Origin of the sequence: Streptomyces sp. NPDC006294 (genome assembly GCF_042870895.1) — a bacterium.
In the GTDB taxonomy this organism is placed as follows: Bacteria; Actinomycetota; Actinomycetes; order Streptomycetales; family Streptomycetaceae; genus Streptomyces.
This window is the reverse complement of the sequence record NZ_JBIAHV010000001.1, coordinates 127,122-139,819: the sequence shown is the minus strand read 5'-3', so window position 1 is coordinate 139,819 and position 12,698 is coordinate 127,122. Positions and strand designations below refer to the sequence as shown.

The 12,698-nt window shown below is 68.6% G+C and carries 16 protein-coding genes, 1 tRNA gene and 1 riboswitch; of the genes, 5 read left to right on the top strand and 12 right to left on the bottom strand.

Features of this window, described 5'->3' with window-relative positions; genetic code table 11:
- Window positions 1-8: 8 nt before the first annotated feature.
- Window positions 9-75, bottom strand: a riboswitch (guanidine-III (ykkC-III) riboswitch).
- A gap of 55 nt (window positions 76-130) precedes the next feature.
- Window positions 131-487 carry a co-chaperone GroES gene (locus ACFYOP_RS00600; protein WP_356889414.1) on the bottom strand — a complete coding sequence of 119 codons (357 nt, stop codon included), beginning with the start codon at window positions 485-487 and terminating at the stop codon, window positions 131-133.
- Between the two features lie 43 nt (window positions 488-530).
- The gene (locus tag ACFYOP_RS00595) at window positions 531-851 is read right to left on the bottom strand and encodes a DUF3618 domain-containing protein (RefSeq protein WP_356889412.1); all 321 of its coding nucleotides are present in this window, start codon (window positions 849-851) and stop codon (window positions 531-533) included.
- A 144-nt stretch (window positions 852-995) separates the two neighbouring features.
- On the opposite strand from ACFYOP_RS00595, the gene bcp reads away from it, so the two are divergent.
- From bcp to ACFYOP_RS00580, 3 genes are all read left to right on the top strand, one after another.
- Complete coding sequence (gene bcp, locus ACFYOP_RS00590; RefSeq protein WP_356889410.1) at window positions 996-1,463, top strand: thioredoxin-dependent thiol peroxidase; 468 nt, start codon at window positions 996-998, stop codon at window positions 1,461-1,463.
- 420 nt (window positions 1,464-1,883) lie between these two features.
- A complete protein-coding gene (locus ACFYOP_RS00585) occupies window positions 1,884-2,099 on the top strand; it encodes an HNH endonuclease (protein ID WP_356889408.1) in 216 nt (71 codons plus the stop codon).
- Window positions 2,100-2,153: 54 nt separating this feature from the next.
- Window positions 2,154-2,226, top strand: a tRNA-Leu gene (locus tag ACFYOP_RS00580).
- Window positions 2,227-2,287: 61 nt separating this feature from the next.
- Here ACFYOP_RS00580 and rdgB read toward each other — a convergent pair.
- From rdgB to ACFYOP_RS00560, 4 genes are all read right to left on the bottom strand, one after another.
- A complete protein-coding gene (rdgB, locus tag ACFYOP_RS00575) occupies window positions 2,288-2,890 on the bottom strand; it encodes an RdgB/HAM1 family non-canonical purine NTP pyrophosphatase (protein WP_356889406.1) in 603 nt (200 codons plus the stop codon).
- A gap of 8 nt (window positions 2,891-2,898) precedes the next feature.
- Window positions 2,899-3,285 carry a hypothetical protein gene (locus tag ACFYOP_RS00570; protein WP_356889404.1) on the bottom strand — a complete coding sequence of 129 codons (387 nt, stop codon included), beginning with the start codon at window positions 3,283-3,285 and terminating at the stop codon, window positions 2,899-2,901.
- Between the two features lie 222 nt (window positions 3,286-3,507).
- Window positions 3,508-4,242: a ribonuclease PH gene (rph, locus tag ACFYOP_RS00565; protein WP_356889402.1), complete on the bottom strand. Its 735-nt coding sequence runs from the start codon at window positions 4,240-4,242 to the stop codon at window positions 3,508-3,510.
- Between the two features lie 93 nt (window positions 4,243-4,335).
- Window positions 4,336-4,668: a PTS glucose/sucrose transporter subunit IIB gene (locus ACFYOP_RS00560; RefSeq protein WP_356889400.1), complete on the bottom strand. Its 333-nt coding sequence runs from the start codon at window positions 4,666-4,668 to the stop codon at window positions 4,336-4,338.
- 154 nt (window positions 4,669-4,822) lie between these two features.
- Between ACFYOP_RS00560 and ACFYOP_RS00555 the strand changes: the two genes are divergently transcribed.
- Together ACFYOP_RS00555 and ACFYOP_RS00550 are read left to right on the top strand one after the other, a co-directional pair.
- Window positions 4,823-6,094: a PTS transporter subunit EIIC gene (locus ACFYOP_RS00555; protein ID WP_356889398.1), complete on the top strand. Its 1,272-nt coding sequence runs from the start codon at window positions 4,823-4,825 to the stop codon at window positions 6,092-6,094.
- A 259-nt stretch (window positions 6,095-6,353) separates the two neighbouring features.
- Window positions 6,354-7,622 (top strand): PTS transporter subunit EIIC, encoded by a 1,269-nt coding sequence (locus ACFYOP_RS00550; protein WP_356889396.1) that lies wholly within the window; start codon window positions 6,354-6,356, stop codon window positions 7,620-7,622.
- A gap of 83 nt (window positions 7,623-7,705) precedes the next feature.
- On the opposite strand, the gene ACFYOP_RS00545 is transcribed toward ACFYOP_RS00550, so the two are convergent.
- The 6 genes from ACFYOP_RS00545 to ACFYOP_RS00520 all read right to left on the bottom strand — a co-directional run bounded on the left by ACFYOP_RS00545 (window position 7,706) and on the right by ACFYOP_RS00520 (window position 12,398).
- Window positions 7,706-8,458 (bottom strand): MBL fold metallo-hydrolase, encoded by a 753-nt coding sequence (locus ACFYOP_RS00545; RefSeq protein ID WP_356889394.1) that lies wholly within the window; start codon window positions 8,456-8,458, stop codon window positions 7,706-7,708.
- Between the two features lie 191 nt (window positions 8,459-8,649).
- Window positions 8,650-9,600, bottom strand: a complete 951-nt coding sequence (locus tag ACFYOP_RS00540) for a cysteine synthase (protein ID WP_356889392.1) — start codon at window positions 9,598-9,600, stop codon at window positions 8,650-8,652.
- A gap of 6 nt (window positions 9,601-9,606) precedes the next feature.
- A complete protein-coding gene (locus ACFYOP_RS00535; RefSeq protein ID WP_356889390.1) occupies window positions 9,607-9,894 on the bottom strand; it encodes a MoaD/ThiS family protein in 288 nt (95 codons plus the stop codon).
- A 104-nt stretch (window positions 9,895-9,998) separates the two neighbouring features.
- Entirely contained in the window at window positions 9,999-10,121 is a 123-nt protein-coding gene (locus ACFYOP_RS00530) for a putative leader peptide (protein WP_356889388.1), read from the bottom strand.
- An 87-nt stretch (window positions 10,122-10,208) separates the two neighbouring features.
- A complete protein-coding gene (locus ACFYOP_RS00525; protein ID WP_356889386.1) occupies window positions 10,209-10,631 on the bottom strand; it encodes a M67 family metallopeptidase in 423 nt (140 codons plus the stop codon).
- A 180-nt stretch (window positions 10,632-10,811) separates the two neighbouring features.
- The gene (locus ACFYOP_RS00520) at window positions 10,812-12,398 is read right to left on the bottom strand and encodes an alanine/glycine:cation symporter family protein (protein WP_356889384.1); all 1,587 of its coding nucleotides are present in this window, start codon (window positions 12,396-12,398) and stop codon (window positions 10,812-10,814) included.
- Window positions 12,399-12,698: the final 300 nt, after the last annotated feature.

Genomic DNA, 12,698 nt, shown 5'->3' with positions numbered 1-12,698 from the left:
CGACAACGGGTGCGTCGTCTTTGCCTGCCCGGTACGGCGCGTCTCGTCGGGGTCCCTCCAACGTAGCAAGCGACCCGGCCCGGGCAGCACGAAGGGCCGGTGACCTCGGCCACCAGCCCTCACGCCGCCGCTACAGATAGAGCCCGGTGGAGTCCTCCGACCCCTGGAAACGGTCCGCCGCCACCGCGTGCAGATCCCGCTCCCGCATCAGCACGTACGCCACGCCCCGCACCTCGACCTCGGCCCGGTCCTCGGGGTCGTACAGCACCCGGTCCCCCGGCCCCACCGTCCGCACGCTCTGCCCGACCGCGACCACCTCGGCCCAGGCCAGACGCCGGCCCACCGCGGCGGTCGCCGGGATCACGATGCCCCCGCTGGAACGCCGCTCCCCCTCCGGAATGTCGGTCCTCACCAGGACCCGGTCGTGCAGCATCCGAATGGGCAGCTTGTCGTGCTGGGGGCTGTGCTCATGGCTGTTGGCGCTCACACGACGAACTTACCTGCCCGGCGGCCCCCGAAGCGCCGCAGGGTCACGAACGGCGCCTGCGCGCCGACACCGCGAGCAGACCCACCAGACCGACCGCCACCAGCGCCACCGGCACCACCCGCTCCAGCCTCGGCGACCCGTCCTCGGACACGAACTTCTCCTTCGCGTCCGAGACGGTCCGGTTCACCGCGACGAACGCGCGCCCCGCCGTCCGGTCCACCGCCCCGGCGACCTTGGCCTTCGCGTCACCCATGACCGTCTTCGGGTGCATCCGCACACCGATCTCGTCGAGCGTCTCCGCGAGCTGCTCGCGCCTGCGGACGATGTCCGCCTCGATCTGCGCAGGGGTCCTGGCATCCGACACCGCGCTGCCTCCGTGGTCGTGTCCGGTAATCCGTCGTCGACAGTCTGTCAGCTGAGCCACGACTGCACCCGGCGGCACCCCCATTACGCTCGACGCCGTACACCGATTCCGACCGCGCGCACCGCAGCCCCACCGAGGAGACCCATGAGCGAGCGACTCCAGCCCGGCGACACCGCCCCCGCTTTCACCCTGCCCGACGCCGACGGCAACGAGATCTCCCTCGCCGACCACAAGGGCCGCAAGGTGATCGTGTACTTCTACCCCGCCGCCCTCACCCCCGGCTGCACCAAGCAGGCCTGCGACTTCACCGACAACCTCGAACTGCTGGCCGGCGCCGGCTACGACGTCATCGGCGTGTCCCCGGACAAGCCGGAGAAGCTCGCCAAGTTCCGCGAGAAGGAGGACCTCAAGGTCACGCTCGTCGGCGACCCCGCCAAGGAGGTCCTCACCGCGTACGGCGCCTTCGGCGAGAAGAAGCTCTACGGCAAGACCGTGACCGGCGTGATCCGCTCCACGATCGTCATCGACGAGACCGGCAAGGTCGAGCGCGCCCTCTACAACGTCAAGGCGACCGGCCACGTCGCCAAGATCATCAAGGACCTCGGCATCTGACGCCTTCCATGGCCCGCCCCCAGCAAGCGGGGCGGGCCGTTCCGTTTCTCCGGACGTGACCGTCCGACAGTCGGTTCGTTACTCCGTACGAGGCCGCGAACACGCAGGCGGGGCGGAGAGGACGATGCAGGCAAGTCGGTACACGCGGGAGTTGCTGGCCGAGGCAGCGAGCTCGTCGCGGACGCTGAGTGAGGCGCTGGTGAAGCTCGGGGTGGCCCCGAAGAGTTCGACACGGCGCTACATCCTCGATCGCATGCGACCAGAAATCGTGCGCAGTTCCGTCGGCTTGTCGCCGAGCACGGCATCGACACGTCACACTTCCTGGGTCAGGCCCATCAGCGAGGGAGGCCCAACAGCGCGGCCAAGTCGGCGGACGAGGTGCTGGTCAAGCGTCACGGCGGGCGTCGCACGAAGACGGCTGTGTTGCGTCGCGCCCTGAAGGAGGTCGGCATCCCCGAGCAGTGCGACGAGTGCGGGACCGGGCCGAAATGGTTCGGCCTTCCGATGACGCTGGAGATCGACCACGTCAACGGCGACCGGAACGACGACCGCCGGGAGAACCTGCGGCTGCTGTGTCCCAACTGCCATGCCGTCACCAGCACTTGGTGCCGAGGTGGACGAGGAAGGACATCGTAGGCGGGTTCGACTCAACCGCGTCGACCCCGCCCAGTACAGTAGTCGCGCGTGCATGCGCCCGTACGCCAAGGGCTGAGCGGCGATCTTTAGGTGGTCGTGTTTGTCGGTTCGAATCCGACCGGGCGCACGTATGCCGAGGGCCCGGTTCGCGAGTGTCGCGAACCGGGCCCTCGGCATTGCACCGGGCGTCAGCCCAGGAGTTCCCGCACCACCGGGACCAGCGCCCGGAAGGCCTTGCCGCGGTGGCTGATCGCGTTCTTCTCCGCCGGGGCCAGTTCCGCGCAGGTGCGGGACTCGCCGTCGGGCTGGAGGAGCGGGTCGTAGCCGAAGCCGTTGGTGCCCTGCGGGGAGTGGCGGAGGGTGCCGGTGAGACGGCCCTCCACGACGCGTTCCGTGCCGTCCGGGAGGGCGAGCGCCGCCGCGCAGGCGAAGTGGGCGCCGCGGTGGGGGGTGTCGATGTCCTGGAGCTGGGCGAGCAGCAGCTCCAGGTTTGCCCGGTCGTCGCCGTGGCGGCCGGCCCAGCGTGCGGAGAAGATGCCGGGCGCGCCGCCGAGGACGTCGACACAGAGGCCGGAGTCGTCGGCGACGGCGGGCACGCCGGTGGCCCTGGCGAGGGCGTGGGCCTTGAGGAGGGCGTTCTCGGCGAAGGTGACGCCGGTTTCCTTGACGTCGGGGATCTCCGGGTAGGCGTCCGCGCCGACGAGGTCATGGGTGAGACCGGCGTCGGCGAGGATGGCCCTGAGTTCGGTGATCTTTCCGGCGTTGCGGGTGGCGAGGATCAGTCGGGTCATGGACTCGATTATCCGGGCGTGCAGACCTTGCCGATCTCGGTGGCCGCGTCGGTGACGGGGCTGATGTCGGGGGTGGCGTCGCCGTTCTCGATGGACTTGCGGACATTGTCGACGCCGGCGCCGAGGTCGTCGACGGCCTTGCTGAGGTCGGCGTCGTCGGACTTGTCGCCGAGGCTGTCGAGTTCGCGGTCGATGTCGTCGAGCGCTTCGCGGGCCTTGGTGGGGTCCTCGGTGGCGGTGGAGGCGGCTTCCTGGAGTCTGCTGACGCTGGTGGCTATCGCGTCGGCCGTCTCGACGCAGTCGAGCGCCTTGTCGAGGGCGCTGCAGCCGACGGCGGCGGGCAGGATGAGGGCAGCGGCGGCGATGGTGAGTGCGGTGCGGCGGCGCGCAGACATGTGGAACGGTCCTCCCCGGGATACGGCCGGGCGCACGGTTCGGCCCGTGCGCCCGTGTGTACTACGACGCCCATGGGGGCGTTCTTGGTTGCTTCTTTACCCTGCGGTGCGGCTTTGCCCTGCGGTGCGGCTTTGCCCTGCGGTGCGGCTTTGCCCTGCGGTGCGGCTTTGCCCTGCGGTGCGGCTTTGCCCTGCGGTGCGGCTTTACCCTGCGGTGCGGCTTTACTCCGCGGTGCGGGCGAGCGCCTCGACCTGGAGTGCGGCGAGGTCGGCGCAGCCGCCGGTGGCGAGGTCGAGGAGCGCGTTGAGCTCCTTGCGGTCGAAGGGCTCGGCCTCGGCGGTGCCCTGGACCTCGACGAAGCGGCCGTCGCCGGTGCAGACGACGTTCATGTCGGTCTCGGCGCGTACGTCCTCCTCGTAGCAGAGGTCGAGGAGGGGGGTGCCGTCGACGATGCCGACGCTGACGGCGGCGACGGTGCCGGTGAGGGGCTGCCTGCCCGCCTTGATGAGCTTCTTCGTCTGCGCCCAGGCGATGGCGTCGGCGAGGGCGACGTACGCGCCGGTGATGGCGGCGGTGCGGGTGCCGCCGTCGGCCTGGAGGACGTCGCAGTCGAGGACGACGGTGTTCTCGCCGAGGGCCTTGTAGTCGATGACGGCGCGCAGGGAGCGGCCGATGAGGCGGCTGATCTCGTGGGTGCGGCCGCCGATCTTGCCGCGTACGGATTCGCGGTCGCCGCGGGTGTTGGTGGAGCGGGGCAGCATCGAGTACTCGGAGGTGACCCAGCCTTCGCCGCTGCCCTTGCGCCAGCGGGGGACGCCTTCGGTGAAGGATGCGGTGCAGAAGACCTTGGTGTCTCCGAAGGAGATGAGGACGGAGCCCTCGGCGTGCTTGCTCCATCCGCGTTCGATGGTGACCGGGCGGAGCTGTTCGGGGGTGCGGCCGTCGATTCGAGACATGGTGCCGAGCCTATCGGCAGACGGGTGAGGGGCCTGTTCCGGTCGGTCGAATCAGGCCCCTCGTGGTGCTGCCGTGGTGGGTGAGGGGTCAGCTCACATCATGTCTTCGATGTCGGCGGCGATCGGGTCGGCGTCGGTTCCGATGACGACCTGGATGGCGGTGCCCATCTTGACGACTCCGTGGGCGCCGGCGGCCTTGAGCGCGGCCTCGTCGACGAGCGCGGGGTCGGCGACCTCGGTCCGCAGACGGGTGATGCAGCCCTCGATCTCCTCGATGTTCTCGATACCGCCGAGCCCGGCGACGATCTTCTCAGCCTTGCTGGCCATGTCTTTCTCCCTGCGTTCGGAGCGTTGAGCGCTGCTTGGCCCACCGCCACGGGCTGCCGCCCCGACCCACCGTAGGCCGGGTTTGTCACGGTAACGCACGGTTGGCCCATCTTCACGGGCGAGTAACCGTCTTGTACCGAAAGATGACGATCACCGGCGCCCTGTCGTGCGACCGGGCCCCAGGACCGTACCGCGACTGGTCTACACCAGTCTGCAACACCTGCCAAACCAGGCCTGTTCCGGGAGGACCCCGATGAGCTCCGAGAGCGCGGCCGCGCCGCGGAAGAAGCCACCGAAGAAGTGGTGGAACGGCCTCTTCCAGGGGCTTCAGAAGGTCGGCCGCAGCCTCCAGCTCCCGGTCGCGGTGCTGCCCGCGGCGGGGCTGCTCGTCAGCCTCGGCCGGCTGTTCGAGGCGTATCTCGGCGGGGCCTTCTGGGACAAGACCTCGGAGGTCCTGATCCTGGGCGGGGGCGGCATTCTCGACGGCAGCCTGGGGCTTCCCCTTCTCTTCTGCATCGGAGTCGCGATCGGCTTCGCCAAGAAGTCGGACGGTTCGACCGCCCTCGCGGCGGTCGCCGGTTTCCTCGTCTACTACAACGTGCTCAAGGCGTTCCCGGTCGACGGCACGGTGACCGCGGAACTGCCGGAGGGCACCCCGCAGAACCCGGGTGTGCTCGGCGGCATCCTGATCGGTCTGCTGACGGCCGTGGTCTGGCAGCGCTACCACCGCACCAAGCTCGTCGACTGGCTCGGCTTCTTCAACGGCCGGCGGCTCGTCCCGATCATCATGGCGTTCCTGTGCTGCGTGCTGGGCGTGCTGTTCGGCCTGCTCTGGGACCCGGTCGGCGACGGGCTGACGGCCTTCTCGAGGGGGCTGATCGACCTGGGCGCCTGGGGCGCGGGGATCTTCGGTCTCGCGAACCGGCTGCTCATCCCGATCGGCATGCACCAGTTCCTGAACACCTTCTTCTGGTTCCAGGCGGGCGAGTACCGGGGCGCGGACGGCGAGCTGGTCCAGGGCGACCTGACCCGTTTCTTCGCGGGCGATCCCGACGCGGGCCTTTTCATGTCCGGCTTCTTCCCGATCATGATGTTCGGCCTGCCCGCGGCCGCGCTGGCCATCACCCACTGCGCGCGCCCCGAGCATCGCAAGCGGGTCGGCGGTCTGATGTTCTCGGTCGGCCTGACGTCGTTCGTGACGGGGGTGACGGAGCCGATCGAGTTCTCGTTCATGTTCGTGGCGCCCCTGCTGTACGGGCTGCACGCGCTGCTGACCGGCGCGTCGATGGCGATCACCTGGGCGCTGGGCGCGCACGCGGGATTCAGTTTCTCGGCGGGGCTGATCGACTACATCGTGAACTGGCATCTGGGTACGAAGCCCTGGCTGATCCTGCCGATCGGCGCGTGTTTCGCGGTGATTTACTACGTCGTCTTCCGACTGTCGATCACTTTCTTCAACATTCCTACGCCCGGCCGGGAGCCGGAGGAGGTCCAGGAGGAGATGGAGCGCGACGCGACGAAGTAACCGCCCTGCCGCCCATAAGGGCAGGTGAGCGAACCCCCGGACCATGACGGCCCGGGGGGTCTTCGCGTGGGTTGTCCGGATCGTTATCCGGTCCGGAAAATCCGAAGGTTCCTTATCTAACCCCCACCGTGCTACAACAGGTCTACACCACTGAGTGGTGTAGACCATGCGGTCCAGACCACAGGCCGCATTCCCCTTGAGACGCCGCCCTCCCCGTAGTCATGTCCTCCGGCGGCGCCTTGCCCACAGGAGGAAGTTGATGTCCACGGCCAGCGCCGCCCCCGAGGCGGACAAGAAGAAGACGGGCACGCGGGTGATGGCTGTCATGCAGCGCATCGGCCGCAGCCTGATGCTGCCGGTCGCCGTGCTGCCCGCCGCCGCGCTCCTGGTGCGCTTCGGCCAGCCCGACATGCTCGGCAGGGAGTCCTTCCCGGACTTCATCAACAAGATCGCCGGATACATGTCCGCCGGCGGCGGCGCGCTCCTCGAAAACATGGCGCTGCTGTTCGCCGTCGGCATCGCGATCGGATTCGCGAAGAAGTCGGACGGTTCGACGGCGCTGGCGGCCGTGGCCGGATACCTCGTCTTCAAGAACGTACTGGCCACCTTCACGGACAGCAGCCTGCCGAAGAAGGAAGCCATCGCCGACGGCAAGATCGTCATGGTGGAGCAGGCGGTCGACGCCAAGGTCCTCGGCGGTGTCGTCATGGGCATCGTGGTCGCGCTGCTGTACCAGCGCTTCTACCGCACCAAGCTGCCCGACTGGGCCGGCTTCTTCGGCGGCCGCCGTCTCGTCCCGATCCTCTCCGCCTTCGCGGGTCTGCTCATCGGCATCGTCTTCGGGCTGATCTGGCCCTGGCTCGGCACCGGTCTGCACAACCTCGGTGAGTGGCTCGTCGGTTCGGGCGCCGTCGGCGCGGGCATCTTCGGTGTCGCCAACCGTGCGCTGATCCCGGTCGGCATGCACCACCTGCTGAACTCCTTCCCGTGGTTCCAGGCCGGCACCTACGAGGGCAAGAGCGGCGACATCGCACGGTTCCTCGAGGGCGACCCGACCGCCGGACAGTTCATGACCGGCTTCTTCCCGATCATGATGTTCGCCCTGCCGGCCGCCTGCCTCGCGATCGTGCACTGCGCCCGCCCCGAGCGCCGCAAGGTCGTCGGCGGCATGATGTTCTCCCTCGCGCTGACCTCGTTCGTCACCGGTGTGACCGAGCCGATCGAGTTCACCTTCATGTTCATCGCCCCGGTGCTGTACGCGGTCCACGCGGTGCTGACCGGTGTCTCCATGGCGCTGACCTGGGCGCTCGGCATGAGGGACGGATTCGGCTTCTCCGCCGGCGCCGTGGACTTCTTCCTCAACCTGGGCATCGCCTCGAACCCGTGGGGTCTCGCCCTGGTCGGTCTGTGCTTCGCGGCGGTCTACTACGTGGTGTTCCGCTTCGCGATCACCAAGTTCAACCTTCCGACGCCGGGCCGCGAGTCCGACGAGGAACTCGCCGAGCTGCAGAAGGCAGAGGCGAAGTAGGCCGCACGGCCTGGTGAACGCCTCGGCCCCCGTCCTGGAGAACAGGGCGGGGGCCGAGGCGTTCGTACGTCGAAGGGGCGGCGTCAGACCTCGTACACCGCGCCCGGACGGGCCACGTCCGTCGGGCCGGTGTAGACGGCCGTGGCGTCGCTCCGGGTGCGGCGGGGGTCCGTCCACGGGGGGATGTGGGTCAGCACCAGCCGGCCCGCGTTCGCGCGCTGCGCGTAGGCTCCCGCCTCGCGGCCGTTGAGGTGGAGGTCCGGGATGTCCTCCTTGCCGTGCGTGAAGGAGGCCTCGCACAGGAAGAGGTCCGCGCCCGCGGCCAGGTCGTCCAGGCTGTCGCAGACGCCGGTGTCGCCGGAGTACGTGAGCGTCCTGCCGCCGTGCTCCAGCCTGATGCCGTACGCCTCGACGGGGTGCGCCATCCGCTCGGAGCGCACGGAGAACGGGCCGATCTCGAAGTGCCCCGGCTTCAGGGTGTGGAAGTCGAACACCTCGCTCATGGAGGAGGCGGAAGGCGTGTCGGCGTATGCCGTGGTCAGCCGCTGTTCGGTGCCTTCGGGGCCGTGGACCGGGATGGCGGGGCAGCGGCCGCCGTCGTGGCGGTAGTAGCGGGCGACGAAGTACCCGCACATGTCGATGCAGTGATCCGCGTGCAGATGGCTGAGGAAGATGGCGTCGAGGTCGTAGAGACCGCAGTGGCGCTGCAGCTCGCCGAGGGCGCCGTTGCCCATGTCGAGGAGCAGCCGGAAGCCGTCGGCCTCTACGAGGTAGCTCGAGCAGGCCGATTCCGCGGACGGGAACGACCCGGAGCAGCCGACGACGGTGAGCTTCATGGAGCTGGAACCTCCGTGGACGGGGAGGGCTGGGGGAAGGTCGTGCGGTCCGTCGAGCGTAAGGCGCGAAAGGGCCGGTCGCTCCTCGGCCGCCCCGTGTTGTGTGCGATGTCACCCCCCGTCCCAGAGGCGGGACGAGGGGTGACATCTCACAGTTCGTATGAAGTTGTGACCGGTGCGTACCGGTGCGATCAGGCCCAGAGCTGGCCCTGCAGGGTCTCGATCGCCGCTTCGGTGGTTTCCGCCGTGTAGACGCCCGTCGACAGGTACTTCCAGCCGCCGTCGGCGACGACGAAGACGATGTCGGCCGTTTCGCCCGCCTTGACCGCCTTCTTGCCGACGCCGATCGCGGCGTGCAGCGCCGCACCGGTGGAGACGCCGGCGAAGATGCCCTCCTGCTGGAGGAGTTCGCGGGTGCGGGTGACGGCGTCCGCGGAGCCGACCGAGAAGCGGGTGGTCAGCACGGAGGCGTCGTAGAGCTCGGGGACGAAGCCCTCGTCGAGGTTGCGCAGGCCGTAGACGAGGTCGTCGTAGCGCGGTTCCGCGGCCACGATCTTCACGTCGGGCCGGTGCTCGCGCAGATAGCGTCCGACGCCCATGAGCGTGCCCGTGGTGCCGAGGCCGGCGACGAAGTGGGTGACGGACGGCAGGTCGGCGAGGATCTCGGGGCCGGTGGTGGCGTAGTGCGCGCCCGCGTTGTCCGGGTTGCCGTACTGGTAGAGCATCACCCAGCCCGGGTTCTGCCCGGCGAGTTCCTTGGCGACGCGGACCGCGGTGTTGGAGCCTCCCGCCGCGGGGGACGGGATGATCTCGGCGCCCCACATCTTGAGCAGGTCCCGGCGCTCCTGGGAGGTGTTCTCCGGCATGACGCAGACGATGCGGTAGCCCTTGAGCTTGGCCGCCATCGCCAGCGAGATGCCGGTGTTGCCGCTGGTGGGCTCGAGGATGGTGCAGCCAGGGGTGAGACGGCCGTCCTTCTCCGCCTGCTCGACCATGTGGAGCGCGGGGCGGTCCTTGATCGAGCCGGTGGGGTTGCGGTCCTCGAGCTTGGCCCAGATCCGGACGTCACCGGAGGGCGACAGGCGCGGGAGCCGGACCAGGGGCGTGTTGCCCACGGCCGCCAGCGGGGAGTCGTAGCGCATCGGGGATCAGACCATCCCGCCGGCGACGGCCGGGAGGATGGTGACGCTGTCGCCGTCGGAGAGCTTGGTGGAGATGCCGTCGAGGAAGCGGACGTCCTCGTCGTTGAGGTAGACGTTCACGAAGCGGCGCAGCTGGTCGCCGTTGGTCTTGTCGACGATGCGCTCCTCGATGCCGTTGTGGCGGCTCTCGAGGTCGGCGAAGAGTTCGGCGAGCGTGTCCCCGTTGCCCTCGACCGCCTTGGCGCCGTCGGTGTAGGTGCGGAGGATGGTCGGGATGCGGACCTCGATGGCCATGACAGGGGCTCCTGTTGTCGTGGTGGCGTAGGGGCGCGCGGCTCTGGCCCCCGCGCGTGGGGGTCGTGCTGGCTGGTGGTGCGCTCGTACGTCAGGCTGAGCTGTTACGGGCGAACGGGGCGCAATTCCGTACACATCGCGCTGGCGAGGCGGCACAGGTCGACGTGCAGCCGCGCAACGAGCAGCAGGGTGCTCGGCGTCTTGTCGCTCACGTCAGGGAGAACCATGCGCTCATCGTATCGATTCCCGGTCCGCATCCCGGAGTGTGATCTCGCATCGTGGACCTTGGCCGCTCAGTATGCGGGCAGGGGCGTTCAGTACGCCTCGACGACCTTGACGTCCTCCTCCGTGATCACGCCATCCACGATGCGGAACGAGCGGAACTGGAACGGTCCCGCGTCGTCGGTGTCGGCGGTGGAGACGAGTACGTAGTGGGCGCCGGGCTCGTTGGCGTAGCTGACGTCGGTGCGCGACGGGTACGCCTCGGTGGCAGTGTGGGAGTGGTAGATGATCACCGGCTCCTCGTCGCGGTCGTCCAGCTCACGGTAGAGCTTGAGCAGGTCGCCGGAGTCGAACTCGTAGAACGTGGGCGACCGGGCCGCGTTCAGCATCGGGACGAAGCGCTCGGGACGGCCGGTCCCCTCCGGTCCGGCGACGACGCCGCAGGCCTCGTCGGGGTGGTCCTCGCGGGCGTGGGCGACGATCTGGTCGAAGAGGGCCTGGGTGATGGTCAGCATGCGCTCAGGATAAGCAGACGGCGATGCCGTACCGATGGGCGGTACGGCGGTGCCCGGATGGTGGACCACAAGCCCGCGGTACGGCGCCCGACGCGGCCCCGGAACGGCCGCCGGGCCCCGTCCGCACCGATGAGGGTGCGGACGGGGCCCGGCGGACACGAGCCGCGGAGGTGCTTCGCGTCAGTTGGCGACCGCCTGCGCGCGGGCGGTCTCCTCGGCGAGCTCGGAGGCCTCGATCTCCTCGTCGCTCTCCCCGGCGTCCCTGCGGCGGACGTAGGCGAGAACCTTGACGAGCTCCTTCTTGACCACGGGGGCCAGGAAGTAGAGACCGATGATGTTGAACAGGGCCGCCATGAAGAGGAAGGCGTCCGACATGTCCACCAGGGTGCCCAGCGAGAGCAGCGCACCGGCGACGACCATCACCGAGAAGACGATCTTGTAGCTGGTCTCGGAGGCCTTGCTCTTGCCGAAGAGGTGCGTCCAGCACTTCTGGCCGTAGTAGCCCCAGGTGATGACCGTGGAGAAGGCGAACAGCACCACGGCGACCGTCAGCAGGTACGGGAACCAGGGCAGCGCGGTCTGGAAGGCGTCGGAGGTGATGGCGATACCGACATTCGCGGCGTCCGGGTCCACGTCGCCGGCCGAGCCGCCGCCAGCGACGAGCTCACGGGCCTTCAGGTACTTCGGGCCGCCCGCGATGACGATCGTCAGCGCGGTCATGGTGCAGATGACGACGGTGTCGATGAAGGGCTCCAGCATGGCGACCAGACCCTCGGTGGCGGGGCGCTTGGTCTTCACCGCGGAGTGGGCGATCGGCGCGGAGCCGATGCCGGCCTCGTTGGAGAACGCGGCACGCTGGAAGCCGACGATCAGGGCGCCGATGAGACCACCGGCGACACCGCTCGGGTCGAAGGCACTGGTGAAGATGGTGCCGATCGCGGCGGGCACCTCGGTCACGTTGAAGCTGATGACCAGGAGACAGGCGATGACGTACATGATCGCCATGGCCGGCACGAGGCGGCTGGTGACCTGACCGATGGAGCGCATACCGCCGATGAGCACCAGGGCGACCACGGCGGCGATCAGCAGACCGTAGAAGAGCGCGCCGCCGGAGCTGGCGAAGAAGCTCTCCTCCTCACCGGTGACCTCGACGACCTGCGCCAGCGACTGGTTGATCTGGAAGAGGTTGCCGCCGAAGAAGGTGAAGAAGAGGATCATGATGGCGGACAGGGTGGCGAGCACCTTGCCGAGCGCCGGCTTGCCGAGTTCCGCGAGGCCCTTGCGGAGATAGAGCATCGGCCCGCCGGAGACCTTGCCGTTCTCGTCGATCTCCCGGTACTTCACGCCGAGGGTGCACTCGACGAACTTGGTGGCCATGCCGAGCAGACCGCAGAGGATCATCCAGAACGTGGCACCGGGACCACCGATGGAGATGGCGATGGCGACACCGGCGATGTTGCCGAGTCCGACGGTGCCGGAGACCGCGGAGGTCAGCGCCTGGAAGTGGTTGACCTCACCGGGCGCGCCCTTCTGGTCGTACTTGCCGCGGACGAGTTTGAAAGCGGTCTTGATGTGGCGCAGTTGCGCAAGGCCGAAGTACGCGGAGAAGAAGGCACCCGCCACGACCAGCCAGCCGACGATCAGCGGAAATTCCGTTCCGAAGACAGGAACGGTGTAGAAGACCACATCCATCAGGAAGGTCGAGACCGGATCGAAGAAACCGCTGACGGCCTCATCGATGTTCTGGGCGATGCTGTCAAGTGACATCTGCTACCTCGGGGGGAGGGGTGCCGCTGCGCGCATGGCGCAGCGACCGGCCTTACGGGGCTGGTGTTGAGCGAACGCCGTTGTCCGATCGGCGACTGGGGCACCGGCAGGCATCCGCGGACATCGGACGCCGGTGCAACAGGTCGTACGCCGGTGGAAACCGGCCACTGCTCCGCGGTCGAGGGGACACGTTCGCGGAACGAGTTGCGAAGTTCTACCACGCACGCCGCACGGGGGTTAGTGACGCAGATCACACGTCTCGGCGTCAAGGGCCTGTACGCAGGGGAAACCCGGGATCGG

Excerpts from the sequence above, each read along its gene's own strand:
- bcp (WP_356889410.1), top strand. The coding sequence starts at position 996 with ATGAGCGAGCGACTCCAGCCCGGCGACACCGCCCCCGCTTTCACCCTG.
- rdgB (WP_356889406.1), bottom strand. The coding sequence starts at position 2,890 with ATGACCCGACTGATCCTCGCCACCCGCAACGCCGGAAAGATCACCGAA.
- ACFYOP_RS00570 (WP_356889404.1), bottom strand. The coding sequence starts at position 3,285 with ATGTCTGCGCGCCGCCGCACCGCACTCACCATCGCCGCCGCTGCCCTC.
- rph (WP_356889402.1), bottom strand. The coding sequence starts at position 4,242 with ATGTCTCGAATCGACGGCCGCACCCCCGAACAGCTCCGCCCGGTCACC.
- ACFYOP_RS00555 (WP_356889398.1), top strand. The coding sequence starts at position 4,823 with ATGAGCTCCGAGAGCGCGGCCGCGCCGCGGAAGAAGCCACCGAAGAAG.
- ACFYOP_RS00550 (WP_356889396.1), top strand. The coding sequence starts at position 6,354 with ATGTCCACGGCCAGCGCCGCCCCCGAGGCGGACAAGAAGAAGACGGGC.
- ACFYOP_RS00545 (WP_356889394.1), bottom strand. The coding sequence starts at position 8,458 with ATGAAGCTCACCGTCGTCGGCTGCTCCGGGTCGTTCCCGTCCGCGGAA.
- ACFYOP_RS00540 (WP_356889392.1), bottom strand. The coding sequence starts at position 9,600 with ATGCGCTACGACTCCCCGCTGGCGGCCGTGGGCAACACGCCCCTGGTC.
- ACFYOP_RS00535 (WP_356889390.1), bottom strand. The coding sequence starts at position 9,894 with ATGGCCATCGAGGTCCGCATCCCGACCATCCTCCGCACCTACACCGAC.
- ACFYOP_RS00530 (WP_356889388.1), bottom strand. The coding sequence starts at position 10,121 with ATGGTTCTCCCTGACGTGAGCGACAAGACGCCGAGCACCCTGCTGCTC.
- ACFYOP_RS00525 (WP_356889386.1), bottom strand. The coding sequence starts at position 10,631 with ATGCTGACCATCACCCAGGCCCTCTTCGACCAGATCGTCGCCCACGCC.
- ACFYOP_RS00520 (WP_356889384.1), bottom strand. The coding sequence starts at position 12,398 with ATGTCACTTGACAGCATCGCCCAGAACATCGATGAGGCCGTCAGCGGT.